Here is a 23,015-nt window from a genome sequence, read left to right as displayed (position 1 = left end):
CGAGACGGCTGAGGTGGGGTGCGTCCGGCGCGGACGCACCCCACCTCCGCGTCAGCGGTACGACAGACCGTGACCGACCGGGTAGAGCACCTTCGCGGGATCGTCCGCGTGCTGTACGGGGACCGGCAGCCGGCCACGGGGCCGCGCCCGCCCGGCCAGGACCCGTACCGCCGCCCGCAGTTCGACGTCGGTCCAGGAGTAGGTGGCGAGCGTCGCCCGCTGGCCGCCGATCCGGGCGATGTCGTACGGGTTGCGGATCGCGAGCGTCACCACGGGCACCCCGGTCGCGACGAGCCGGGCCACCAGCGTGCGCTGCGGACTGGTCGCGGTGACGTTGTACGTACCGACGACGACCACGTCCTTGCCCGCCGCGGCCGCCACCGCCTCCTCGATCCGCGCGGCCGTCGGGGTGATCCCGGTGGAGAGCGCGGTCGCGGTGAAGCCCAGCTCCGTCAGGGCGGTCGCGAGCGTCGTGGTCGGCGGACCCGTCGTCCCCGACGGCGAGGCCGGATCGGCTCCGACGACGAGCACCGAGCCGTGGCGTGCCGGGCTCAGCGGCAGGAAACCGCCCTCGTTGAGCAGCAGGGTCGTGGTCGCCTCGGCGATCCGGTCGGCCTGGGCGAGGTGGGCGGCGGTGCCGACCTTCCGCTCGACGCCGGCCCGGGTGACGTACGCGTTCCGGAACAGGCCGAGCTTCGCCTTGAGCCGCAGGATGCGCAGGATCGATTCGTCGAGCCGGTCCTCCGTCAGTTCGCCGCTCCTGACGGCCTTCAGGACCGCGTTCCACGCCACGTCCAGCTTCGGCGGGTTGAGCAGCTGGTCCACACCCGCCTTCAGGGCGAGGACCGGGACGCGCTCGTCGCCGTACTTGGTGCGCACCCCCTCCATGCCGAGCGCGTCGGTGACCACCACACCGTCGTAGCCGAGCTCCTCGCGCAGGATGCCGGTGAGGATCGGCCGGGACAGCGTCGCCGGGTCCTCGCTCGGATCGAGCGCGGGGACCACGATGTGCGCGGTCATGATCGAGTCGATCCCGGCGGCGACCGCCGACCGGAAGGGCGGGGCGTCCAGCTCGCTCCACTCCGCCCGCGTGTGGGTGATCGTCGGCAGCCCGTGGTGACTGTCGACGGCGGTGTCGCCGTGGCCCGGGAAGTGCTTGGAGGTGGCCGCGACCCCGGCCCGCTGATAGCCCTTGACCTGCGCGGCGACCAGACCGGCGACCGCCGCCGGGTCGGAGCCGAAGGACCGGACGCCGATGACCGGATTGGCCGGGTTGACGTTGACGTCCGCCACCGGGGCGTAGTTCTGCCGGATGCCCACGGCCGCGAGTTCCTCGCCCGCGATCTGCGCCGCCCTGCGGGCGTCCGCGTGCGAGCCGCCGGCGCCGAGGGCCATCGCCCCGGGCACCAGGGTGGCGGGCTCGCCCACCCGGCAGACGATGCCGTGCTCCTGGTCGGTGGAGATGAGCGCGGGGATCGGCGTGGGCTGCGCGAGCGCCGCCTGCTGGATGCCGTTGGAGAGCGCGGCGATCTGCTGCGGGTCGCGGGTGTTGTGGGCCCAGGTGAAGTAGATGACACCGCCCACGTGGTAGCGCTCGACCAGCTCGGCGGCCGTACGGACACCGATCTCCTGGAGGTTGGCCTCGATGTCGGCCTGGTCGGGTGCGGTCGCGGAGTGGCCGTACACCCGCATCACGAAGAGCTGGCCGACCTTCTCCTCGAGGGACATGCGGTCGATGATCCGCCGGAGCTTCCGGTCGGCGTGCCGGTCCTTCTCGGCATGGGCGGGGGTGCCCACCCCGGTGACGGCGGCCGCTGCCGCGGCGGCGGTCACCGTGAGGAGGGTGCGTCGGGAGGGGGCGGGGGCGCGGTGGTGCACTGATGCTCCTTCCGGCCGTGCGAGGTTGGAGGAAACGTGCGGAAGAACCCTTCCGACCCTTCTGAAGGAAACTTCCAAGGAGTCACGGATAGCCCGAAAGTAACTGCCAGGTCAAGGACCCGCGCACGAATCACCCACGGCGGCGATTCCGGGCCAGAGCTCCTGGAGCGTACGGACCGTCTCCCGGATCGCCGGGCGCCGCGCCGCCCCGGTCCGCCACATGGCGTGCAAGCGGCGCATCGGCATCGGGTCGAGCCGCACCGGCACCACCTCCGGCGGCAGCGCCCCCCGCCCGAGACGCGGTACGAGCGCGATCCCCAGGCCTGCCGCCACCAGGGCCAGCTGGGTGTGGTTCTCCTCCGCCTGATGCACGATCAGCGGCTCGAAGCCCGTCGCCCGCAGGGTCCGTACCAGCCAGTCGTGACAGACCGTCCCCGGCGGCTGCGAGATCCACCGCTCCGCCGCCAGCTCCTCCCGGCGCACCGCCGACCGCGCCGCGAGCGGATGGTCCCGGTGCACCAGGATGTCGCACAGATCGTCGCCGATGACCACCTGCTCCACCCCCGGCGGCACCGGCAGCGGCGCGATGTCCCAGTCGTGCGCCACCGCCAGATCGATCACACCCCGAGCCACCAGATCGACCGACAGATGCGGGTCCACCTCCGAGAGACGGGCGTCGAGCTCGGGATGGAGCCGGGTCAGCTCGGCGAGCGCCCGGGGCATCAGACCGCGCGCCGCGCTCGGGAAACAACCGATCGCCAGCCGCCCGGCGGGCCGCCCCCGACGCTCCTCCAGCCGCACCTCCGCCGCCTCGACCAGGGCCAGCAACTCCTGGGCCGTGGCGGCCAGCTGACGGGCCTCGTCGGTCAGCCGGATGCCCCGGCCGCTGCGTTCGACCAGGGTCGTCCGGGTCTCGCGCTCCAGCTTCGCGATCTGCTGGGAGACCGCCGACGGGGTGTAGCCGAGGGCGGTGGCGGCGGCGCCGACACTGCCGTGGACGGCGACGGCGTGCAGGGCGCGCAGACGGCCGAGATCCAGCACGGGTTCCTCCTCGGGGCGATCGCGGTGAGGCGAACGAAGCGGTGCTCCCTCCCGCCGTGATGCCCCGCGGGCGATCGCGACGGGATGAGTGAAGCGTTGCTACATCCCACCATGAAGAAACCCGTGCTGGTGCTACACGGTCGGCGGCGGCGATGCTCGACCCATGCGCCCCGCCCACCTCGCCCTCGCCGCCCTGGTCGCCGCCGTCTGGGGAGTCAACTTCGTCGTCATCGAGATCGGCCTCGACCACTTCCCGCCGCTGCTCTTCTCCGCCCTCCGCTTCCTCGCCGCCGCCCTGCCCGCGGTGTTCCTGGTGGGCCGGCCCACCGTGGCCTGGAAGTGGATCCTGGCGGTCGGGCTCGTCCTCGGCGTCGCCAAGTTCGGGCTGCTCTTCACCGGAATGGACCTCGGCGCCCCCGCCGGACTCTCCTCCCTCGTCCTCCAGGTCCAGGCCGTCTTCACCGCCCTCTTCGCCTTCGCCGCCCTCGGCGAACGCCCCGGCCGCCTCAAGGTGGCGGGCATGGGCGTCGCCCTGGCCGGCATCGGCGTCGCCGCGGCCGACGAGGGCGGGACCGGCTCCCTCACCGGCTTCGCCCTCGTGATCGCCGCGGCGGCCTGCTGGGGCGTCTCCAACGTCCTGACCCGCAAGGCCTCCCCGCCCGACGCGCTCAACTTCATGGTCTGGGTCAGCACCGTGCCCGTCCTGCCGCTGCTCGCCCTCTCCCTCCTCCTGGAGGGACCGGAACGCGACCTCGCCGCCCTGCGCGCACTCGACTGGACCGGCGCCGGAGTCATCCTCTACGTCGCCTGGGTCACCACCGTCTTCGGCTTCGGCGCCTGGGGCTGGCTGCTGCGCCGCTACCCGGCCTCGTCCGTCGCCCCCTTCTCCCTCCTCGTCCCCGTCTTCGGCATGTCCTCGGCGGCGCTCTTCCTCGGCGAGGGGGTGAGCCCGGCCCGCTGGTGCGCGGCGGCGCTCCTGGTCGGCGGAGTGGCCCTGACCTCCTTCGCGCCGGGCCGCCGGGCGCCAGGGAATTCCCTGGCGCCCGCCGAGCCCGTGGCCGTATCGTCGACCGGCCCCATCGGCGAGGAAAGGCCCGCATGACCTTCGAGAACATCACCGTCGACGCCCCCCGGCCCGCCCCCGGCGCCGTGCTGCTGGCCGGGATCCCCGGCAGCGGCAAGTCGACCGTCGCGGCCGCCCTCGCGGCCCGCTTCGACCGCTCCGCCCACATCGAGGTGGACCGGCTCCAGGAACTGATCGTCCGGGGCTGCCACTGGCCCACCCCGGACGGCGATCCCGAGGCGGACCGCCAGATCCTGCTGCGCGCCCGCAACGCCTGCCTCCTCGCGGACAGTCTCGCCGCGGCCGGCTTCCTCCCGGTCCTCGACGACGTGGTCGTACGCCGCTCCCACCTGGACTTCTACCGCGCCCACGCCAAGGCGGTCCCGCTGCACGCGGTGATCCTGGCCCCCGGCCCGGAGAAGGCCTGGGAACGCAACAACGCCCGCCACAAGCGGCTGACGACCAACTGGGCCTTCCTGGACGAGGCGATGCGGTCGGAACTGTCGGGCGAGGCCGTCTGGATCGACAACGCGGACCAGACGGTGGAGGAGACGGTGGAGGCGGTCCTGACGGCGACGGGCCTGAAGCCGGAGAAGTAGCCCCGGCCCTCAGCCCTCGGAGCGGGGGAATCCGTCGGTCTTGACGACGATCTCCCGCCCTTCGAGGGCGAGGATCAGGTCCTCGCCGAAGGCGATCTGCTCCTGCTCGTCGTAGGTGCCGCGGCGGGTGGGGCGGCTGTGGATCGTGCAGGTGTCGTCGGACGGGTCGATGATCACGTAGACCGGGATGGCGCACTCGGCGTACATCCGGAACTTTTTCGCGAAGTCGTTGTCGCGAGTGCTCTTCGAGATGACCTCGATGGCCGCTTCCAGTGTGTGCCACTCGAATCGTCCGCGACCGTTGCGTTCGGATCCGGGGGCGATGATGGCCAGGTCCGGAGCGTACCCGTAGAGGCTCGAAGGAAAGTCGATCATGACGTCCATGAGCAGCTTGCCGTGACCGGCGAGCTGCTTCTTGATCTGCGGCGCGGACTCGACGAGGATGTCCGACCGGCTCTCGCCCCGCGGCGTCATGATGATCTTTCCGTCCGTGATCTCCACGCGATAGCCGCCAGGCAGGTTGGCGTCGTCCAGCGCGTCCCAAGCGCTTCGAACGTCCATCTCTATGGTCGTCATGCCGGCCTCCGTGTGCCGTTGGTCACCACGATAGCCGTCCACTACCCCCGCGGACGCCCCGTCGACCCCCGTACCACCAGCTCCGCCGGGACCCGCTCCAGGCCGCCGGTGCGGGGTTCCTCCGTTCCCATCGCCAGGCGGCCCGCCCGCACCCCCGCCTCGTGCAGGGGGAGGTGGACCGTCGTCAGGGACGGGACCGCGTCGATCGAGAACGGCAGGTCGTCGAAGCCCGCCACGGACACGTCGCCCGGGATGTCGAGGCCCCGCTCCCGAAGGGCCGCGCAGACGCCGAGGGCCACCGTGTCGTTGGCGGCGACGACCGCCGTGAGGTCCGGGTCGCGGGCGAGGAGCTCGGCCGTGGCCGCGTGGCCGGCCTGCCGGTCGTAGGCGCCGTGGACCGTCGGGCCCTCCTCGACGCCCGCCGCCGCGAGCGCCGCGCGGTGGCCTTCGAGGCGGTGCCGGGTCGTCGTCCGGTCGGCCGGACCCGCCGCGTAGCCGATGCGCCGGTGGCCGAGTTCGAGGAGGTGCTCGGTGAGGCGTCGCGCGCCGGTCCGGTTGTCGAAGACGAGCGCCGCGGTGTTCGCGTCGCCGGTGACGGGCGGGCGGCCGCACAGCACGACCCGGGTCCCGGCCTCCGCCAGCTTGGCCAGCTTGGCCGCGGTGGCCGCCAGGTGTTCGGGGTCCTCCAGGGAGCCGCCCATGAGGACCACGGCCGCGGCCCGCTGCCGCTGGAGCAGGGTGAGGTAGGTCAGTTCGCGTTCGGGGGAGCCGCCGGTGTTGCAGACGACGGCGAGCTTCTCGCCCCCGCCGCGCCCCGAGCCGCCCTCTCCGATGGCGCTCTGCGCCGCGCTCGCCATGATCCCGAAGAAGGGGTCGGCGATGTCGTTGACGAGGACGCCGACCAGGTCGGAGGTGGCGGCGGCGAGCGAGCTCGCGGGGCCGTTGAGGACGTAGTCCAGCTCGTCCACGGCGCGCAGGACCCGTTCGCGGGTCGACGCGGCGACCGGGTAGTTGCCGTTCAGGACGCGGGAGACGGTGGCGGGGGAGACCCGTGCGCGGGCGGCCACGTCCGCCAGGGTGACGGTCATCGTGTGCGTACCTCCAGGGCCCTTGTCGACGGCGATGTCGGCAGGCTAGCGTCATCCGTGATGGAAAGCGCTTTCTATCGGAGCGCGGCACACCGCGGAGAGGAACCTTTCGTGACACGCAGGACAGTCCGCATCGCCATGAACGGCGTCACCGGACGCATGGGATACCGCCAGCACCTCGTCCGTTCGATCCTCGCCCTGCGCGAGCAGGGCGGCCTCGACCTCGGCAACGGCGAGACCCTCTGGCCCGAGCCGGTCCTCGTCGGCCGCCGCGAGCCCGCCCTGCGCGCACTCGCCGAGCGCCACGGCCTCACCGAGTGGTCCACCGACCTCGACGCCGTCCTCGCCGACGACACGATCGACATCTACTTCGACGCCCAGGTCACCTCCGCCCGCGCCGAGGCGATCACCAAGGCCGTCCGGGCCGGCAAGCACGTCTACACCGAGAAGCCCACGGCCGCCGACCTCGCCGGCGCCCTGGAGCTCGCCCGGCTCGCCACCGAGAAGGGCGTCAAGCACGGCGTCGTCCAGGACAAGCTGTTCCTGCCGGGCCTGCTCAAGCTCAAGCGCCTCATCGACGGCGGCTTCTTCGGCGAGATCCTCTCCGTACGCGGCGAGTTCGGCTACTGGGTCTTCGAGGGCGACTGGCAGGACGCCCAGCGCCCCAGCTGGAACTACCGCGCCGAGGACGGCGGCGGCATCGTCGTCGACATGTTCCCGCACTGGGAGTACGTGCTCCACGAGCTCTTCGGCCGGGTCACCTCCGTCACCGCCCAGGTCGCCACCCACGTCCCGCGCCGCTGGGACGAGCAGGGCAAGCCGTACGAGGCCACCGCCGACGACGCCGCCTACGGCATCTTCCGGCTGGAGGGCGGCGCCATCGCCCAGATCAACTCCTCCTGGACCGTCCGCGTCAACCGCGACGAACTCGTCGAGTTCCAGGTCGACGGCACCCACGGCTCCGCGGTCGCCGGACTCCGCAACTGCCGCGTCCAGCACCGCTCCGCCACCCCCAAGCCCGTCTGGAACCCGGACATCCCGGCGACCGAGCCCTTCCGCGACCAGTGGCAGGAGGTCCCCGACAACGCCGAGTTCGACAACGGCTTCAAGGCCCAGTGGGAGCTCTTCCTGCGGCACGTCGCCCTCGACGAGGCGTACCACTGGGACCTCCTCGCGGGCGCCCGCGGCGTCCAGCTCGCCGAACTCGGCCTGAAGTCCGCCGCCGAGGGCCGCCGCCTCGACGTCCCGGAGGTCGGCCTGTGATCCGCCTGCCCGAGATCGGCGGAGGCGTACGGGAGTACGCGCCCCGCGGCGAGCCCCTGGCCCCTGCCGGGGGCGGCGCCCTGACCTCCCGTACGGTCTACTCCGCCGCCCACGTCGTCGCCGACCCTTACGCCGACACCACCCCCGACTCGCCGGCCGCCGTCGACTGGGACGCCACCCTCGCCTTCCGCCGCCACCTGTGGTCCCACGGCCTCGGGGTCGCCGAGGCCATGGACACCGCGCAGCGGGGGATGGGCCTCGACTGGACGGGAGCGGCCGAGCTGATCCGCCGCTCCGCCGCCGAGGCGAAGGCCGTCGGCGGGCGGATCGCCTGCGGCGTCGGCACCGACCAGCTCGCCGAACCGGAGCGCCTCACCGGCCCCGCCGGCCTGGCGGCGGTCCGCAAGGCGTACGAGGAGCAGCTCGCGCTCGTCGAGGAGACCGGCTCCCGGGCCGTCCTGATGGCCTCCCGCGCCCTCGCCGCGGCGGCCTCGGGCCCGGAGGACTACCTGGACCTGTACGGACACCTCCTCCGCCAGGCGAGCGAGCCGGTGATCCTGCACTGGCTCGGCCCGATGTTCGACCCGGCGCTCGACGGGTACTGGGGATCGGCCGACCTGGACACCGCGACCGAGACCTTCCTCGAGGTCATCGCAGCGCACCCCGACAAGGTCGACGGCATCAAGGTCTCCCTCCTGGACGCCCGGCGCGAGGTCGAACTGCGCCGCCGCCTCCCGGAGGGGGTGCGCTGCTACACGGGCGACGACTTCCACTACCCGGAGCTGATCGCGGGCGACGAACAGGGCTTCAGCCACGCCCTGCTGGGCATCTTCGACCCGCTGGCACCCCTCGCGGCGGAGGCGGTCCGCACCCTGGACACCGGCGACACGGACGGCTTCCGCGCGATCCTCGACCCGACGGTCGCCCTGTCCCGGCACCTCTTCCGGTCGCCCACCCGCTTCTACAAGACGGGAGTGGTCCTGCTGGCCTGGCTCGCCGGCCACCAGGACCACTTCACGATGGTCGGCGGGCTGCAGTCCGCGCGCTCGCTTCCGCACCTCGCGAAGGCGTACGAACTGGCCGACGGCCTGGGTCTGTTCCCCGACCCGGCGCTCGCGGAATCGCGCATGCGCTCCCTCCTGACGGTCCAGGGGGGCCTGGGATGAACCTCGACCGCTTCAGCGTCAACCAGATGACGGTCAAGCAGCTGTCCCTCCCCGACCTCGTCGCCCACTGCGTGCGGCTCGGCATCCCGGGCGTCGGACTGTGGCGCGAGCCGGTCCAGGAGTACGGGGTCGAGGCGGCGGCCGACCTGGTGCGGGACGCGGGCCTCACCGTCACCACCCTCTGCCGCGGCGGCTTCTTCACCTCGGACGGCTGGGAGGCGGAGAACCGGGCGGCGATCGACGAGGCGGTCGCGCTCGGCACGGACACCGTCGTGCTGGTCTCCGGCGGCCTCACCCCCGCCTTCCCGGACCTGCCCTCGGCCCGCGCCCGCATCACCGAGGCGATCGGCGAGCTGGCCCCCTACGCGGGCGAACGCGGAATCCGGCTGGCCGTCGAACCCCTCCACCCCATGTACGCCGCCGACCGCTGCGCGGTCTCCACCCTGGACCAGGCGCTGGCCGTCGCCGAGCGCTTCCCGCCCGAGCAGGTCGGCGTGGTGGTCGACACGTACCACCTCTGGTGGGACGACCGGGCCCCGGCGGCGGTGGCACGCGCGGGCGCGTCGGGCCGCATCCACTCCTTCCAGCTCGCCGACTGGACGACCCCCCTCCCGGCGGGCGTCCTGACCGGCCGGGGCCAGCTGGGCGACGGCGCGATCGACCTCCGTGCCTGGGCGGACCTGACGGAGAAGGCGGGCTGGACGGGCCCGGTGGAGGTGGAGATCTTCAACGACGACCTGTGGTCGAGGGACGGCGCCGAGGTCCTGGAGGAGACGCTGGAGAGGTTCCTGGCGGTCTGAGGACCTGCGGCGGCCGGCCGGTCACTCGCCCAGGTGCCGCACGTCCTGCTGCTCGACCTCCTTGAGGACGCGGGCGACCGCGGCGAAGTCGTTGTCCCGGTGCAGGAGGGTCAGCCCGTGATGGACGGCGGTGGCGCAGAGCAGCAGGTCCACGACACCCGCCGCGCGGTGCTGTCCCCTCTGCGTCAGCTTGTACTGGGCGGTTTCCACCCATCGCCACGCGTCCTTCGGGACGCGCACCGGCGCGAACATGGCAACGAGGTCCTCATCGATCTCGTCGCGGTCCTCCGCGTTCACGGCACTGAAAAGGATCTCCGTCCGGGTGGCCTCGCACATGCCGATAGCGCCTGTCTCGATCTCGGCGTCCCAGCGCCGCTGTGCGGCGGGATCGGTGCCGAGGTGGACGTACGCGCCGGTGTCGATGAGGTACGTGATCACTCGCCGTCCCCAGCCCGCTGGGCGGCCTTGCGCGCTTCCCAGTCCCGGCGGGTGCGCTCCAACGCCCCGCGCGCGCCACGCTCTGCGAGCCGCTGGAACGCCTCCCGGCGGTGATGCCGCCTTATGACCTCTTCCAGGGCCGTGTTGATCGTGTCCTTCTTCGTGGTCGTACCGAGGAGCCTCGCGGCCTCGGCGAGCACATCGTCGTCCACATCCACGTTGGTCACACCCATGATCACCCTCCATGTGGGTCATGTGGGAAGAAAGCACACCTCTCATACATCGTAGCCCCGTGCAGCGTCCCCGGCGCCGCGAGCGCTCCGCCCGCCGGCCCCGCCCCCGGCGCCCCGGAGGGGAGTTGTCCACGGGGCCGCCCGCGCTGTCCGACCGGTTCGCTACCTTCGGGGCATGTCCAACGAAGGTCGCGGGCCGGGGTCGGCCGTGCTCGAAGGGGTCCTGGAGCGGATCACCTACGCCAACGAGGAGAGCGGGTACACGGTCGCCCGCGTCGACACCGGGCGCGGGGCCGGGGACCTGCTCACCGTGGTCGGGGCGCTGCTCGGGGCGCAGCCGGGGGAGTCGCTGCGGATGGAGGGCCGTTGGGGCTCGCATCCGCAGTACGGCAAGCAGTTCACCGTCGAGAACTACACGACGCTGCTGCCCGCCACGATCCAGGGCATCCGCCGCTATCTCGGCTCGGGTCTCGTCAAGGGCATCGGCCCCGTCTTCGCCGACCGCATCACCCAGCACTTCGGTCTGGACACCCTCCAGATCCTGGAGGAGGCCCCCGGCAGGCTGATCGAGGTCCCGGGCCTGGGTCCCAAGCGCACGAAGAAGATCAGCGCGGCCTGGGAGGAGCAGAAGGCGATCAAGGAGGTGATGGTCTTCCTCCAGGGCGTCGGTGTCTCCACCTCCATCGCGGTCCGGATCTACAAGAAGTACGGGGACGCCTCGATCTCGATCGTGCGGAACCAGCCGTACCGGCTCGCCGCCGACGTCTGGGGCATCGGCTTCCTCACCGCCGACAAGATCGCCCAGGCCGTGGGCATACCCCACGACAGCCCCGACCGGGTGAAGGCCGGGCTCCAGTACGCCCTCTCGCAGTCCAGCGACCAGGGGCACTGCTTCCTCCCCGAGGAGCGGTTGATCGCCGACGCGGTGAAGCTCCTCCAGGTCGACACCGGGCTCGTCATCGAGTGCCTCGCCGAGCTGGCGGAGGATCCCGAGGGGGTCGTACGGGAGACCGTTCCCGGCCCGGAGGGGGCGCCCGTCACCGCCGTGTACCTGATCCCCTTCCACCGGGCCGAGCTGTCGCTCGCCGGGCAGCTCAGGCGGCTGCTGCGGGCCGAGGAGGACCGGATGCCGGGCTTCCGGGACGTGGCCTGGGACAAGGCCCTCGCCTGGCTCGCGGACCGGACGGGGGCCTCGCTCGCGCCCGAGCAGGAGGAGGCCGTACGGCTCGCGCTCACCCGGAAGGTCGCGGTGCTCACCGGCGGCCCCGGCTGCGGCAAGTCGTTCACGGTTCGCTCCATCGTGGAGCTGGCCCGCGCCAAGAAGGCCAAGGTGGTCCTCGCCGCCCCCACCGGCCGGGCGGCCAAGCGGCTCGCGGAGCTGACCGGCGCGGAGGCGTCCACCGTCCACCGCCTCCTCGAACTCAAGCCGGGCGGCGACGCGGCCTATGACCGGGACCGGCCCCTGGACGCGGACCTGGTCGTGGTCGACGAGGCGTCCATGCTCGACCTGCTGCTGGCGAACAAGCTGGTGAAGGCGGTGGCGCCGGGGGCCCACCTGCTCCTCGTGGGCGATGTGGACCAGCTTCCGTCGGTCGGCGCGGGCGAGGTCCTCGGCGATCTGCTCGCCCCGGGAAGCCCCGTGCCGGCGGTCCGGCTGACCCGGATCTTCCGCCAGGCGCAGGAGTCCGGCGTCGTCGTCAACGCGCACCGGATCAACGCCGGCACCCCGCCGAAGACCGAGGGACTGCCGGACTTCTTCCTCTTCGTCGAGGAGGAGACCGAGGACGCCGCCCGGGTCGCCGTGGATGTCGCGGCCCGGCGGATTCCGGCCAAGTTCGGCCTCGACCCCCGCCGTGACGTGCAGGTCCTCGCCCCCATGCACCGGGGTCCGGCCGGCGCGGGCTCGCTGAACGGACTGCTGCAGCAGGTCATCACCCCGGCCCGCCCCGATCTTCCGGAGAAGCGGTTCGGCGGCCGGGTCTTCCGTGTCGGCGACAAGGTCACTCAGATCAGGAACAATTACGACAAAGGGGCCAATGGTGTCTTCAATGGCACCGTGGGCGTCGTGACGCAGCTGGACCTCGTCGAGCAGAAGCTGACCGTACGGACGGACGAGGACGAGGAGGTGCTCTACGACTTCGACGAGCTGGACGAGCTCGCCCACGCGTACGCGGTCACCATCCACCGTTCGCAGGGCAGCGAGTATCCGGCCGTGGTGATCCCGGTCACCATGAGCGCCTGGATGATGCTTCAGCGGAACCTGCTCTACACGGCCGTGACCCGCGCGAAGAAGCTCGTGGTCCTCGTCGGCTCCCGCCGGGCGATCGCCCAGGCGGTCCGTACGGTCTCCGCGGGCAGGCGCTTTACCGCACTCGCGTTTCGGCTCACAGGGACGGCCCTCGTGTGAAAGATCACGGAGGACTACCGGAACCGGGGCGAAGGGGGCAGGATATGAAGGTTGGCGGCACTGAGTGCCGCCGATTGGCCCAATGGTCGACCCCGAGTGCACTCTCCTGAGCCAAATGGGGGATGGTAGAGACAGTCAGGGCACCTCGAAGAAGAGGCACTACGTCGGTGAGGGATGACGTGAGCGACAACTCTGTAGTACTGCGGTACGCGGACGGTGAATACACCTACCCGGTGGTCGAGAGCACCGTCGGCGACAAGGGCTTCGACATCGGGAAACTCCGAGCCCAGACCGGTCTGGTCACCCTGGACAGCGGATACGGCAACACCGCCGCCTATAAATCCGCGATCACCTACCTCGACGGTGAGCAGGGGATTCTGCGGTACCGCGGTTACCCCATCGAGCAGCTGGCCGAGCGCTCCACCTTCCTTGAGGTGGCGTACCTGCTGATCAACGGCGAGCTGCCCAAGGTCGACGAGCTGGCGACCTTCAAGAACGAGATCACGCAGCACACGCTGGTCCACGAGGACGTCAAGAACTTCTTCCGCGGCTTCCCGCGGGACGCCCACCCGATGGCGATGCTGTCCTCGGTGGTCTCCGCGCTGTCCACCTTCTACCAGGACAGCCACAACCCGTTCGACGAGGAACAGCGCCACCTCTCCACGATCCGGCTGCTCGCCAAGCTGCCGACGATCGCGGCGTACGCGTACAAGAAGTCGATCGGTCACCCCTTCGTCTACCCGCGCAACGACCTCGGGTACGTCGAGAACTTCCTGCGCATGACCTTCTCGGTCCCGGCGCAGGAGTACGACCTGGACCCGGTCGTCGTCAACGCGCTCGACAAGCTGCTGATCCTGCACGCGGACCACGAGCAGAACTGCTCGACCTCCACCGTGCGTCTGGTCGGCTCCTCGCAGGCGAACATGTTCGCCTCGATCTCCGCCGGCATCTCGGCCCTGTGGGGCCCCCTGCACGGTGGCGCCAACCAGTCGGTCCTGGAGATGCTCGAGGGCATCAAGGCCAACGGCGGCGATGTCGACTCCTTCATCCGCAAGGTGAAGAACAAGGAGGACGGCGTCCGCCTGATGGGCTTCGGCCACCGGGTGTACAAGTCCTTCGACCCGCGCGCCAAGATCATCAAGGCGGCGGCGCACGACGTCCTCTCGGCCCTCGGCAAGTCCGACGAGCTGCTGGACATCGCGCTCAAGCTGGAGGAGCACGCGCTCTCCGACGAGTACTTCGTCTCGCGCAACCTCTACCCCAACGTGGACTTCTACACGGGTCTCATCTACCGCGCGATGGGCTTCCCGACCGAGATGTTCACCGTGCTCTTCGCGCTCGGCCGGCTGCCCGGCTGGATCGCCCAGTGGCACGAGATGATCAAGGAGCCCGGCTCCCGCATCGGCCGCCCGCGCCAGATCTACACGGGTGAGGTCCTCCGCGACTTCGTCCCGGTCGAGGCCCGCTAGTCACGACCGCGTTGACGCAGGGGCATCCCTGGTCGGTTACCTCTCGACCGGTGGTGCCCCTTCCGCGTCCCCGGAGGCGAGCCGCGCCTCGGCGGAAATGCGAGAAGCGCCCCGCTACCGATCCCCCCACGGGTCGATAGTCGGGGCGCTTCCCATATCCCGGTGCGGATTCCCCCCACGGGATCCGGGCCGGGCGTCTGCCGTGTCAGCAGAAGCTACGCGGGTCGGGCGCGACGCGGTCTGCCGGGGTACGTACGGGAGGGCCGCTCAAAGCTCCCCGGTGCACGTGCCCCGGCCAACGCTTGCCTGGAACATCCCCCAAGACATTCCATGAACGTCCCCCAAGACGTTCTCGGCATCGCCCACTTAGACTCGCGAACAGCCCAGATGGTTACCCCCCAATATCTGTGATCTAGGTCTCCTTGTGAAGGTCCTGTGCGTCACGTGTAGGTGAATTCAGGCGAAGCGCCGTAGACGAAGGCTGTTGGATACGACGAAGACGGACGAAAAGGCCATGGCGAGACCGGCGATCATCGGGTCGAGAAGTCCGGCCGCCGCGAGCGGCAGCGCCGCCAGGTTGTAGCCGAAGGCCCAGCCGAGGTTGCCCTTGATCGTCGCCAGGGTCCGGCGGGAGAGCCGGATCGCGTCCGCGGCGACCCGCAGGTCGCCCCGTACCAGGGTCAGATCGCTCGCCTCTATGGCCGCGTCCGTGCCCGTGCCCATCGCCAGGCCCAGGTCGGCGGTGGCCAGGGCGGCCGCGTCGTTCACCCCGTCGCCGACCATCGCGACCGTCCGGCCCTCCGCCTGGAGCCGCCGGACCACCTCGGCCTTCTCCTCCGGCAGCACCTCGGCGATCACCTCGTCGATGCCCACCTCCGCCGCCACGGCCTCGGCCACCGCCTGGTGGTCCCCGGTGAGGAGGACCGGCCGCAGTCCGAGGCCGCGCAGCCGGGCGACGGCCTCGGCGCTGGTGTCCTTGACGCTGTCCGCGACGGTCAGGGTGCCGCGGGCGACCCCGTCCCAGGCAACGTGGACGGCGCCGGGCCCGGCGCCCGCGGGCACGTCGACGCCCTCCGCCGCCAGCAGCGCGGCGCGGCCGACGAGGACCAGGTGGCCGTCGACCGAGCCGCGTACGCCGAGCCCGGGGACGTTCTCGAAGGTCTTCGGTACGGGGAGCTCCCCGCAGCGTTCGAGGGCGCCGGCCGCGACGGCGCGGGCCACCGGGTGCTCGGAGGCGTGCTCCAGGGCCCCGGCCAGTCGCAGCAGCTCGGACTCGTCGGTGGCGTCGGTGCCGTACTTCCCGCCGTACACGTGCACACCGGCCAGCCGCATCCGGCCCGTGGTGACCGTCCCCGTCTTGTCGAGGACGATCGTGTCGACCCGGCGGGTGGACTCCAGGACCTCGGGGCCCTTGATCAGGATGCCGAGCTGGGCGCCCCGCCCGGTGCCGACCATGAGGGCGGTCGGGGTGGCCAGGCCGAGGGCGCAGGGGCAGGCGATGATCAGGACGGCGACGGCGGCGGTGAAGGAGGCCGTCGGGTCGTCGGTGACGAGCAGCCAGGTGACGAGGGTGGCGAGTGCGATGAGCAGCACCACCGGGACGAAGACGGCGGAGATCCGGTCGGCGAGCCGCTGCACCTGCGCCTTGCCGTTCTGGGCGTCCTCGACGAGCTTCGCGATGTGGGCGAGCCGGGTGTCGGCGCCGACCCGGGTGGCCCGGACGACGAGCCGGCCGGAGACGTTGACGCAGCCGCCGGTGACGTCGTCGCCCACGCCCGCGTCCAGCGGCAACGACTCGCCGGTCAGCAGGGAGGCGTCGACGGCGGACGCGCCCTCGGTGACGGTGCCGTCGGTGGCGATCTTCTCCCCGGGGCGGACGACGAACCGGTCTCCGGCCCGCAGCGAGGCGACCGGGATCCGCACCTCGGTGCCTCTGCGCAGCACGGCCACGTCCTTGGCGCCGAGGTCCATCAGGGCCCGGAGCGCCGCACCGGCCTTCCGCTTGGCCCGGGCCTCCAGATAGCGGCCGAGCAGGATGAAGGTGACGACCCCGGCCGCGACCTCCAGATAGATGGTGGAGGAGGAGGCGTGGCGGTCCGCGGTCAGATCGAAGTCGTGCCGCATGCCGGGCATGCCCGCGTCGCCGAGGAACAGGGCCCAGAGCGACCAGCCGAAGGCGGCGAGGGTGCCGACCGAGACGAGGGTGTCCATGGTGGCGGCGCCGTGCCGGAGGTTGGTCCAGGCGGCCCGGTGGAAGGGCAGCCCGCCCCAGACGACGACGGGGGCGGCGAGGGTGAGCGAGAGCCACTGCCAGTTGTCGAACTGGAGCGCGGGGACCATGGCGAGCAGGACGACGGGCGCGGCGAGGAGCGCGGAGACGGTCAGGCGCTGCCGGAGGGCCGCGAGTTCGGGGTCCTGCGCGGGGGGCGCGGCCCCGGCCTCCGCGTCCGCCGGGGTGTCCGGGAGCGGTTCCGGCTCGGGCGGTGGCGGGGGTTCCTCGGCGGTGTAGCCGGTCTTGACGACGGTGGCGATCAGCGCGTCGACCCCGACCTCGGGGGCGTGCTCGATCCGCGCCTTCTCCGTGGCGTAGTTGACGGTCGCGGTCACCCCGTCCATGCGGTTGAGCTTCTTCTCGACGCGGGCCGCGCACGAGGCGCAGGTCATCCCGCCGATCGTCAGCTCGGTGACGGTCGGGTGCGGAGGGGTTTCCGTGACGCTGGAGGTCATGTGCCGTTCCAAAAAGGGGAGCAGGGCCGTACCGGTAACGGTACGGCCCTGCGGGGCGTCGAGGGGGAGCGGTCAGACCAGCTCGTAGCCGGCCTCGTCGACGGCGGCGCGCACGGCCTCCTCGTCGAGCGGGGCGGCGGAGACGACGGTCACCTGTCCGGTGGAGGCGACGGCCGTGACGGAGGAGACCCCGGCCAGCTCGGAGATCTCGCCGGAGACCGCGCCCTCGCAGTGGCCGCAGGTCATGCCCTTGACCTGGTAGACGGTGGTGAGTTCGGTCTTCGTCTCTGCGGTCATGGCGCTCTCCTCGTGGGTTCAGGACCGTACACCGGCAGATTATACCCCTAGGGGGTATAAATTCCAGTCGAGGCGTCGCCATGTCCGGTCGATGCCTATGGTAAACACCCGATATGTCGCAATCGGGGACCACGCTCATCCTGATCATGGCGATCGCCGTCCTGGCGCCGCTGCTCGCCTACGGGGTCGGTCGCAAGCTCCCCGTCCCCCTCGTCATCTTCGAGATCCTGCTCGGCATCCTCGTCGGCCCCGACGTCCTGGACTGGGCCCACACCGACGCGCTGATCGACGGACTCTCCCAACTCGGCCTCACCATGCTGATCTTCCTCGCGGGGTACGAGATCGAGTTCGGCAAGGTCCGCGGCGACACCCTCCGGCGCTCCGTGTGGGCCTGGCTGATCGCCCTCGCGCTCGGACTGGCCACCGGCGTCCTGCTCGGCGGCGGCTACACCGACGGCGTCTTCATCGGGGTGGCGCTCACCAGCACCGCGCTCGGCACCGTCCTGCCCGTGCTCCGCGACGCAGGGGACCTCCGCGGACGGTTCGGCTCGGTCGTCATGGCCTTCGGCGCGGTCGGCGAGTTCGGCCCGATCATCGCGATGGCGCTGCTGCTCAGCGGGCGCGGCGCGGGCGAGTCGACCGCCCTCCTCGCGGTGTTCGCCGCGCTCACCGCCGGGGCCGTCCACTGGGCGCTGCGACCGCGTCCGCCCTGGTTCTCCCGGATCATCGCCAAGACCCTGCACACCAGTGGGCAGTTCGCGGTCCGCTTCGTCTTCCTGCTGCTCGCCGTGATGCTGGGCGCCTCCCAGGCCCTCGGGCTCGACATCCTGCTCGGCGCCTTCGCCGCCGGGCTCATCACCCGGCTCGTGCTGACCGGGGCCGCGCCCGAGTCGGGTCCGGAGATCCTGGAGAAGATCGAGGGGGTCGGCTTCGGCTTCCTCGTCCCGGTCTTCTTCGTCGTCACCGGGATCGAGTTCGACCTGGCCTCGCTCCTCGACGGCGGCCGGACCCTGCTCCTGCTCCCGGTCTTCCTGCTGCTGTTCCTCGTGGTGCGCGGCGGGCCGATCTGGTTCCTCGCCCCGCGCGACCTCGACCGGAAGGACCGGGGCGGACTCGTCCTCTACGGCTCCACCGCACTGCCGCTCGTCGTCGCGATCACGACCATCGGCGTGGACGACAAGGCGATGACGGCCGGTGAGGCGGCGGCCCTCGTCGGGGCCGGCATGGTCTCCGTCCTCGTCTTCCCGCTGATCGCGCTGAAGTCGCGGTCGGGCGCGAAGGCGCGCCCCGTCGAGGCGATCGGCGGTTCGGAGTCGTGGTGACCGGAGTCGCGGCGGAGGCGGGGGAGGGCGGGGCGGAGGCGGGCCGGGGTGGAGGCGGGCCGGGTGGGCGTGGGTGAGGCGGGCGGGGCGGGCGAGGGGGGGGTGCCGCCTCGTCGGTCAGCGGGGCGGGGCGGGTGCCGCCTCCTCGGTCAGCGGGGCGAGGTAGCGCAGCAGGAGGGTCTTCAGCTCGGCGATCGTCGCGTCCCGCTCGGGGCCCTCGGGCGCGGCGAGTACGAGGTCCAGGCCGCCCTTGAAGGTCGCGAAGGTCATGTCGGCGACGCGGGCACGGTCCGGCGCGGGCAGCCCGGGGGCGTAGTGGGCGATCACCTCCTGCACGCGCGCGAGGAGCGAGGCGTGCAGGGCGTCGTGCTCCTCGGCGATCCGGCCGGGCACCTCGGAGCCGTGCATCAGGGCCAGGAACACGGGGTTCGCGCAGTTGAACTCGATCATCGGGTCGACCACGGCGTCGAGCAGCCGGGGCAGCGGCAGGGCGAGGTTCTCCGGGACGAACACCTGGCCGTGGGCCTCCCGCATCTCGTGCAGGAGGCGCTCGCCGAGCTCGATCGCGATGGCTTCCTTGTTCGGGAAGTACTGGTAGAGCGTGCCCGGTGAGACATGGGCCTCGCGGGCGATCGCGTTGGTGCTGGACGCCGTGTAGCCGTTCGCGCAGAAGACGCTCGCGGCGGCCTGGAGCAGCTGCGCGATACGGCGCTCGCCGCGGGCCTGGCGGCGGCGCGGCTTCGGCTCTTCGGACCTGTCCTCGGACATGGCTGTCCCCAGCTTTCCTCTACACGTTTGACAAACACGAGAGGTCGCTCGCATTCTTGTGAAACGCGAGTGATCACTCGTGTTTGCCAGTCTATGGCAATGGGCGACCCATGTGACCTGCCGGGAAGCGAGCACATGGGTCAGGTGAAGGGGACACCTCGTCATGGCCGAAGTCAAGAAATCAGCACCCGGTGGGGGCGGACGCGGGGCCGAAGCCCCAGGTCGGGCCGCGAAGGCGGCCGGTGGCCCGGGAGGCGGCGGGTGGACGCGGTTCGTGACCGCGCGGCCGCGTCTCACCCTCCTCGTCGCCCTCGTCCTCACGGCCCTCGCCGTGCTGGCCGGCGGCGGGGTCGCCGACCGGATGGGCAGTGGCGGCTGGGAGGACCCGGCCGCCGAATCCACCTACGCGACGGAGGCCCTGGAGCGCCGGTTCCCCGGCTCCCAGCCCAATCTGCTCCTGCTCGTCGACGCCGGAGCGGCCGGCGCCGACGCCCCGGCGGTCGTCGCCGAGGCCAGGAGGCTCGCCGAGCGGCTGGACGCCGAGCCGGGCGTCGACGGCGTCGGCTCCTACTGGTCCACCGGCTCGCCCGCCCTCCGTTCCGAGGACGGCCGGAAGGCCGTGATCGCCGCCCGTATCGCCGGGGAGGAGAAGGACGCCGCCGCCGTCCTCGACCGGATCGCCCCCGAGTACCGGGGCACCCACGGCCCCGTCGAGGTCTCCCTCGGCGGCGGACTCACGGTGCGCCACGAGATGCAGACGGTCATCCAGGAGGACCTGCTGCGGGCCGAACTCATCGCCCTGCCGCTCACCCTCGTGCTGCTCGTCATGGTCTTCGGCAGCGCCGTCGCCGCCCTGCTGCCGCTCGGCGTCGGCATCGTCGCCATCCTCGGCACCAACGCCGTCCTGCGGGGCATCACCGAGTTCACGGACGTCTCCGTCTTCGCGCAGAACCTGACGACGGCCCTCGGGCTCGGACTCGCCATCGACTACGCCCTGTTCGTCGTCCGCCGCTACCGCGAGGAACTCGCCACCGGGGCCGACACCCACGCCGCCGTCCGTGCCACCCTGCGCACCGCCGGACGGACCGTGCTGTTCTCCGCCCTCACCGTCGCCGTCTCGCTCGCCGCGATGCTGCTCTTCCCGCAGTACTTCCTGCGCTCCTTCGCGTACGCCGGGATAGCCGTGGTCCTGCTCGCCGCGACCGCGGCCCTCACCCTGCTCCCGGCGGCCCTGGTCCTGCTCGGAGACCGGGTCAACGCGCTCGACCTGCGCAAGCTCGTCCGCCGGGGCCGGCCGCCCCGGGAGACCGCCGCCGAAGGCGCGGGCTGGGGGCGGGTCGCCGCGCTCGTGATGCGCAGGGCACCGGTCTTCGCCGTCCTCACCACCGCCGGTCTCGTCCTCCTCGGGCTGCCCTTCCTCGGCGTGAAGTTCGGCACCGCCGACGATCGCCAGCTGCCCGTCACCGCCTCCTCCCGGGTCGTCCAGGACGAGCTGAGGGACGGCTTCCCCGGAGACCCCGGCGGCGGGATCACCGTGCTCGCCGAGGGAGAGGCCACCCCCGCGCAGTACGCGGCCTACCGCGAGCGGATCGGCGCCCTCGACGGCGTGGTCCGGGTCGACGGACCCGTGACCGCACCCGGCGGCCACGCCTACTTCACCGTCGTCCCCGAGGGCGAGACCGTCGGCGCGGACGCCCAGCGGGCCGTGGCCGAACTGCGGGCCGCGCCGGCCCCGTTCGACACCTCCGTCACCGGACAGGCCGCCGTCCTCGTCGACTCCAAGGACGCCCTCGCCGAGCGGCTGCCGTGGGCCGCGGGCATCATCGTCGTCGTCACGCTGCTCCTCGTCTTCCTGCTCACCGGCAGCGTCCTCATCCCGGTCCAGGCCGTCGTCCTCAACGCCCTCAGCCTCACGGCGATGTTCGGGGCGGTGGTCTGGGTCTTCCAGGACGGAAACCTCGCGGGACTCCTCGGCTTCACCGCCACCGGCGACATCGAGACCACGCTGCCCGTGCTCATGTTCTGCGTGGCCTTCGGGCTCTCCATGGACTACGGGGTGTTCCTGCTGTCCCGCATCAAGGAGGAGTACGACGCCACCGGCGACCACGAGCACTCGGTCCGCTTCGGCCTGCGCCACACCGGCGGGCTCATCACCGCGGCCGCCGTGATCCTCGCCGTCGTCATGGTCGCCATCGGCACCTCCCGCGTCACCAACACCAAGATGCTCGGCCTCGGCATCGCCCTCGCCGTCCTGATGGACGCCATGGTGGTCCGCAGCCTCCTGGTGCCCTCGGTGATGAAGCTGACCGGCCGCCTCACCTGGTGGGCCCCGGGCCCGCTGCGGCGCTTCCACGACCGCTTCGGCGTCAGTGAGTCGGACGCGTACAACCCTGGGGGGAGTTCGGGTGTCGAAGAGGTGTCAGAGGAGGTGCGGGAGACCGCTTCCTCACGTCCCTGACGCACGGAGCCCGTCGCCCGGGAACCCGACGGTCGGCACGGCGGTCCGACATCTCTCCGAGGGGGATCCATGAGACCCACCCGTACGTTCCTGGTCGCGGCGAGCGCCCTGCTCGCCGCTCTGATCCCCCCGGCCGCCGGTGCGGCGCAGGCACTTGCCGCGCACCGCACGGCGGGCACGCCCGGCCCGGTCGCCGCGGCGCCCGAGCCCGGCACCGTCGTCCAGCGGGACGGCACCTCCGTCGTCCCCGCGGGCGAGGAGGGCCCCGTCACCAGCTACCTGCTTGCCACCCTCCCGTCCGGTGCCACCGGACAGGTGTCGGCCCGGATCGACTGGGCGAACCTCGAATGGTGGAACAGCGAACGGCCCGGCTGGCTCTCCTACCTCACCTGGTCGTGCTCCGTGAACGGCGGCGCGTTCACGCCGTGCCCGCTCAACGGCCCTCACGACGGGGAGCATCCCTACACCCAACTCCCGACGACCACCGCCGCACCCACCATCACCTACGCCGTCCGGGTCGACGCGGCCACATACGGCTCCGTGGGCGTCCCCACCTGGGGCACCGTCTCGGTCACCGCGGCGGGCGAGAAACTCGCCGACGGGCCCGTCGAGTTCCAGTTCGTCGACGGTACCCCGGAGGCCTACCGGCGCACGGCGCTGCACGCCCGCGACCGGAGCGGCGTGCTCTGGCAGTACGAGGGGACGAGCAAGGCCCGGGCGCCCTTCAAGCCGCGCACGCGAGTCGGTGGCGGCTGGGGCGTCTACACGGCGCTCACCAAGCTCGGCCCCTCGACGGCGGACGGCGGCGGCGACCTCGTCGCCCGGGACGGCGCCGGCACCCTCTGGTACTACTCCGGCTCGGGCGACCCGGCCGCACCGTACCGGCCGCGCGTCCGCGTCGGCGGCGGCTGGAACGCCTTCACCTCTCTCGCCGGTACGCCGACGGGACTGCTCGCCCGGGACCGTGCCGGTGTCCTCCGGCACTACGCGCGCTCCCACCAGGACCCGTCCGCGGCCCCCTTCGAAGCGCCCGTCCGGGTCGGCGGCGGCTGGAACGCCTACACCGCGATGACCGCGCTCGGCGACGGCCTCGTGGCCAGGGACACGAGCGGAGTGCTCTGGCTCTACCGGCACAAGCGGGGGAACCCCGCCGTCCCGTTCGCGCCGCGCGTGCGCGTCGGCGGCGGGTGGAACGTCTACTCCGGCCTCGTGGGCACCGGAGACCTCGAGCGCCTCGGCCCGCCGGACCTCGTGGCCCGCGACAGGGACGGCTACCTGTGGACGTACGAGGGCACCTACTACGCGCCCCCGGGACCGAACCGGAAGCGGGTCGGTTGGGGCTGGAACATCTATGACGCCCTCCTCTGACGGACCCGACGGAACCACGAACATGACGCACCAACGGCACCGACGGAACTGGGT

General features: G+C 71.9%; 19 protein-coding genes. 10 read left to right on the top strand and 9 right to left on the bottom strand.

Annotation, left to right across the window (positions count from 1 at the left end; genetic code table 11):
- Positions 1-51: 51 nt before the first annotated feature.
- On the bottom strand, positions 52-1,878 hold the full coding sequence (locus IE311_RS01940; protein WP_189829722.1) for a glycoside hydrolase family 3 protein: 1,827 nt from the start codon (positions 1,876-1,878) through the stop codon (positions 52-54).
- A gap of 111 nt (positions 1,879-1,989) precedes the next feature.
- Entirely contained in the window at positions 1,990-2,919 is a 930-nt protein-coding gene (locus IE311_RS01935) for a LysR family transcriptional regulator (protein WP_189829721.1), read from the bottom strand.
- A 163-nt stretch (positions 2,920-3,082) separates the two neighbouring features.
- On the opposite strand from IE311_RS01935, the gene IE311_RS01930 reads away from it, so the two are divergent.
- Both IE311_RS01930 and IE311_RS01925 read left to right on the top strand, forming a co-directional pair.
- Positions 3,083-4,021: an EamA family transporter gene (locus IE311_RS01930; RefSeq protein WP_189829720.1), complete on the top strand. Its 939-nt coding sequence runs from the start codon at positions 3,083-3,085 to the stop codon at positions 4,019-4,021.
- Positions 4,018-4,581 (top strand): AAA family ATPase, encoded by a 564-nt coding sequence (locus tag IE311_RS01925; RefSeq protein WP_189829719.1) that lies wholly within the window; start codon positions 4,018-4,020, stop codon positions 4,579-4,581. The genes IE311_RS01930 and IE311_RS01925 overlap by 4 nt, the downstream gene beginning before the upstream one ends.
- 9 nt (positions 4,582-4,590) lie before the next feature.
- Here the strand turns inward: IE311_RS01925 and IE311_RS01920 are convergent, their stop codons facing one another.
- Both IE311_RS01920 and IE311_RS01915 read right to left on the bottom strand, forming a co-directional pair.
- Positions 4,591-5,157 (bottom strand): Uma2 family endonuclease, encoded by a 567-nt coding sequence (locus IE311_RS01920; RefSeq protein WP_189829718.1) that lies wholly within the window; start codon positions 5,155-5,157, stop codon positions 4,591-4,593.
- Between the two features lie 41 nt (positions 5,158-5,198).
- Positions 5,199-6,245, bottom strand: a complete 1,047-nt coding sequence (locus IE311_RS01915) for a LacI family DNA-binding transcriptional regulator (RefSeq protein ID WP_189829717.1) — start codon at positions 6,243-6,245, stop codon at positions 5,199-5,201.
- 111 nt (positions 6,246-6,356) lie between these two features.
- Between IE311_RS01915 and IE311_RS01910 the strand changes: the two genes are divergently transcribed.
- The 3 genes from IE311_RS01910 to IE311_RS01900 are packed head-to-tail and all read left to right on the top strand — an operon-like array spanning position 6,357 to position 9,474.
- Positions 6,357-7,508, top strand: coding sequence for a Gfo/Idh/MocA family protein (locus tag IE311_RS01910; RefSeq protein ID WP_189829716.1), 1,152 nt, complete (start codon positions 6,357-6,359; stop codon positions 7,506-7,508).
- Positions 7,505-8,674 (top strand): dihydrodipicolinate synthase family protein, encoded by a 1,170-nt coding sequence (locus IE311_RS01905; RefSeq protein WP_189829715.1) that lies wholly within the window; start codon positions 7,505-7,507, stop codon positions 8,672-8,674. The genes IE311_RS01910 and IE311_RS01905 overlap by 4 nt, the downstream gene beginning before the upstream one ends.
- Positions 8,671-9,474, top strand: coding sequence for a sugar phosphate isomerase/epimerase family protein (locus tag IE311_RS01900; RefSeq protein WP_189829714.1), 804 nt, complete (start codon positions 8,671-8,673; stop codon positions 9,472-9,474). The genes IE311_RS01905 and IE311_RS01900 overlap by 4 nt, the downstream gene beginning before the upstream one ends.
- A gap of 21 nt (positions 9,475-9,495) precedes the next feature.
- On the opposite strand, the gene IE311_RS01895 is transcribed toward IE311_RS01900, so the two are convergent.
- Positions 9,496-9,912, bottom strand: coding sequence for a PIN domain nuclease (locus IE311_RS01895; RefSeq protein WP_189829713.1), 417 nt, complete (start codon positions 9,910-9,912; stop codon positions 9,496-9,498).
- Positions 9,909-10,145, bottom strand: coding sequence for a type II toxin-antitoxin system VapB family antitoxin (locus tag IE311_RS01890; RefSeq protein WP_189829712.1), 237 nt, complete (start codon positions 10,143-10,145; stop codon positions 9,909-9,911). The genes IE311_RS01895 and IE311_RS01890 overlap by 4 nt, the downstream gene beginning before the upstream one ends.
- Before the next feature lie 175 nt (positions 10,146-10,320).
- Here IE311_RS01890 and recD2 point away from each other — a divergent pair, with 175 nt between their 5' ends.
- Positions 10,321-12,552, top strand: coding sequence for an SF1B family DNA helicase RecD2 (gene recD2 / locus IE311_RS01885; protein WP_189829711.1), 2,232 nt, complete (start codon positions 10,321-10,323; stop codon positions 12,550-12,552).
- 179 nt (positions 12,553-12,731) lie between these two features.
- On the top strand, positions 12,732-14,021 hold the full coding sequence (locus tag IE311_RS01880; RefSeq protein WP_026057844.1) for a citrate synthase: 1,290 nt from the start codon (positions 12,732-12,734) through the stop codon (positions 14,019-14,021).
- Between the two features lie 456 nt (positions 14,022-14,477).
- Here the strand turns inward: IE311_RS01880 and IE311_RS01875 are convergent, their stop codons facing one another.
- Both IE311_RS01875 and IE311_RS01870 read right to left on the bottom strand, forming a co-directional pair.
- On the bottom strand, positions 14,478-16,748 hold the full coding sequence (locus IE311_RS01875; RefSeq protein ID WP_189829710.1) for a heavy metal translocating P-type ATPase: 2,271 nt from the start codon (positions 16,746-16,748) through the stop codon (positions 14,478-14,480).
- Between the two features lie 72 nt (positions 16,749-16,820).
- Positions 16,821-17,045, bottom strand: coding sequence for a heavy-metal-associated domain-containing protein (locus IE311_RS01870; RefSeq protein ID WP_189829709.1), 225 nt, complete (start codon positions 17,043-17,045; stop codon positions 16,821-16,823).
- A gap of 113 nt (positions 17,046-17,158) precedes the next feature.
- Here IE311_RS01870 and IE311_RS01865 point away from each other — a divergent pair, with 113 nt between their 5' ends.
- On the top strand, positions 17,159-18,367 hold the full coding sequence (locus IE311_RS01865; protein ID WP_189829708.1) for a cation:proton antiporter: 1,209 nt from the start codon (positions 17,159-17,161) through the stop codon (positions 18,365-18,367).
- 117 nt (positions 18,368-18,484) lie between these two features.
- Here the strand turns inward: IE311_RS01865 and IE311_RS01860 are convergent, their stop codons facing one another.
- A complete protein-coding gene (locus IE311_RS01860; RefSeq protein WP_189829707.1) occupies positions 18,485-19,135 on the bottom strand; it encodes a TetR/AcrR family transcriptional regulator in 651 nt (216 codons plus the stop codon).
- A 163-nt stretch (positions 19,136-19,298) separates the two neighbouring features.
- Here IE311_RS01860 and IE311_RS01855 point away from each other — a divergent pair, with 163 nt between their 5' ends.
- Positions 19,299-21,593, top strand: coding sequence for an MMPL family transporter (locus IE311_RS01855; protein WP_189829706.1), 2,295 nt, complete (start codon positions 19,299-19,301; stop codon positions 21,591-21,593).
- Between the two features lie 69 nt (positions 21,594-21,662).
- Complete coding sequence (locus tag IE311_RS01850; protein WP_189829705.1) at positions 21,663-22,961, top strand: tachylectin-related carbohydrate-binding protein; 1,299 nt, start codon at positions 21,663-21,665, stop codon at positions 22,959-22,961.
- The last annotated feature ends 54 nt before the right edge of the window (positions 22,962-23,015 follow it).

The sequence above is a fragment of the Streptomyces zaomyceticus genome, assembly GCF_014656215.1.
Classification (GTDB): Bacteria; Actinomycetota; Actinomycetes; order Streptomycetales; family Streptomycetaceae; genus Streptomyces; species Streptomyces zaomyceticus.
This window is presented reverse-complemented; position numbering and strand designations above follow the sequence as displayed.